This window comes from Bacillus hominis, from assembly GCF_018332515.1.
Classification (GTDB): domain Bacteria; phylum Bacillota; class Bacilli; order Bacillales; family Bacillaceae_G; genus Bacillus_A; species Bacillus_A hominis.
On the sequence record NZ_BOQD01000272.1, the window covers coordinates 1 to 1,875 of the forward strand.

Genomic DNA, 1,875 nt, shown 5'->3' on the forward strand with positions numbered 1-1,875 from the left:
TTTTGACTAGATTCTTTTTCTTCTTACTTAAGATTGTACTAGTAAATGAAATTATATCGACGCAAAATCAAATATATCAACGTTTCGACAAGAAATATCGATTTAACAACAAATTACTTTTCAAACTTAAGCATTCTTCCCTGCTTCAATTGCTAAAGATTCTTCATGCCACCAAAGTGTTTCTTCTGGGTCTTCTTTAGCGATTAGGTGTGCTTCTTTTTTCGTTTCTACTGTAGGATAAGAACCTTTTAGCGCACGTCCTGATGTTGTAACGAATAGTACACTAAATGCAATTAATCCAATAATACTTACACCTGTTAAATAAAATGCCGGTGCGAGCGGGTTACCAGTTGCATGAACTAAGTATGAACATACGAGCGGTGTTGTCCCACCGAATATCGATACAGAAATGTTAAAGGAGATCGAAAGTGCTCGATAACGTACATCGGTGAAAAAGAGTGCTGGTAATAACGAAGGCAATGTTCCTTCATAAACACTAAGGAATAAACCTAAAACGAAAATACCCGCAAACATGGCTACAATATGTCCGTTGCCTATTAGTAAAAATGCTGGAATTGAACATACTGCTAAACCAATTAAACCGATTTGTACTACGCGCTTATTACCAACTTTATCACTTAATTTACCGAAATAAAGTGCCAGTGGAATCATCAATGCCATCGTGATTGAAATGATTAATAAGCCAGTTGTTTCTTCGACTTTTAATACTTGTGTTAGATAAGAAGGAATATACGAAAGGATCATATAGTTTGTAATGTTAAAGAAGGCAACAATTATTGTGCTTAATAAGAAGTCTTTTTTGTGATATTTTAATATATCAATAAATGAAAATGGTTCATTGTCTTCAGATTCCTCTTGTGCTTTTTCCATCTCTTGAAAGATTGGAGATTCATCTAAATGACGTCGTAAATATAAACCGACCAAACCAATTGGTGCCGCAATTAAGAAAGGAATACGCCATCCCCAGCTGAGCATTTGCTCATCTGTTAACAATAACGTCAAAATGGTAACAATTACCGAAGCAGCAATGTAACCTGAGAGTGTTCCAATTTCAAGACCACTACCGAGTATACCACGCTTTTTATCTGGAGAAGATTCTGCGATATAAACCATTGCTCCTGAATATTCGCCGCCTGTAGAGAAGCCTTGAATCATTCGAGCAACTAAAAGTAGTATTGGTGCCCATACACCAATTTGTTCATAGGTTGGTAGTAATGCGATGAATAATGTAGAAAGTGCCATTAAAATAATAGTTGTACTTAAAACAATCTTTCGGCCGTATTTATCTCCTATTCTACCAAAGAAAATACCTCCGATTGGTCGAACTAGAAAGGCCGCCGCAAATGTACCAAATGTTAGTACAAGTTGCAAACCACTATTATCCACACCTGAGAAGAATATTTGACTTAAAATAACCGCTAAATACGCGTATAATCCAAAGTCAAACCACTCCATTGCATTCCCAATGCCAGTAGCAACCACTGCTTTCCTCGCTTGTTTAGGATTGACAATATTAACGTCTTGAGGTTCAAAATTCAAATCATTATTTTGTTGCATATAGTAAAACAGCTCCTTATTTAATTTAACTTCTTTAAGCACACCTTCTCTTACTAGAATAAATTCAATACGAAGCACTTAAGGAAAAGCAACGTCTCCTTATCTGTTATTATTGTTTCACATAATTAATTATTTGTCCAATGAGATTCTTCCTTTGTTAAGTAATTAAGTATTTTAAAAAGCTGAAAAAGGCGCTGTATGAGTGCCTTTTTCAGCTTTTTATTTTAATACATAAATTTATTTTTTTACCCCCATTTTCTTCCTGCGCGAATTAAAAATAAGGTACTTTTTATATTT

At 34.7% G+C, this 1,875-nt stretch carries 1 protein-coding gene; it reads right to left on the reverse strand.

Going from position 1 to position 1,875, the window contains the following annotated elements; translation table 11 throughout:
- Nucleotides 1-126 precede the first annotated feature (126 nt).
- Entirely contained in the window at nt 127-1,578 is a 1,452-nt protein-coding gene (locus KI356_RS22000) for an MFS transporter (protein WP_128280399.1), read from the reverse strand.
- Nucleotides 1,579-1,875: the final 297 nt, after the last annotated feature.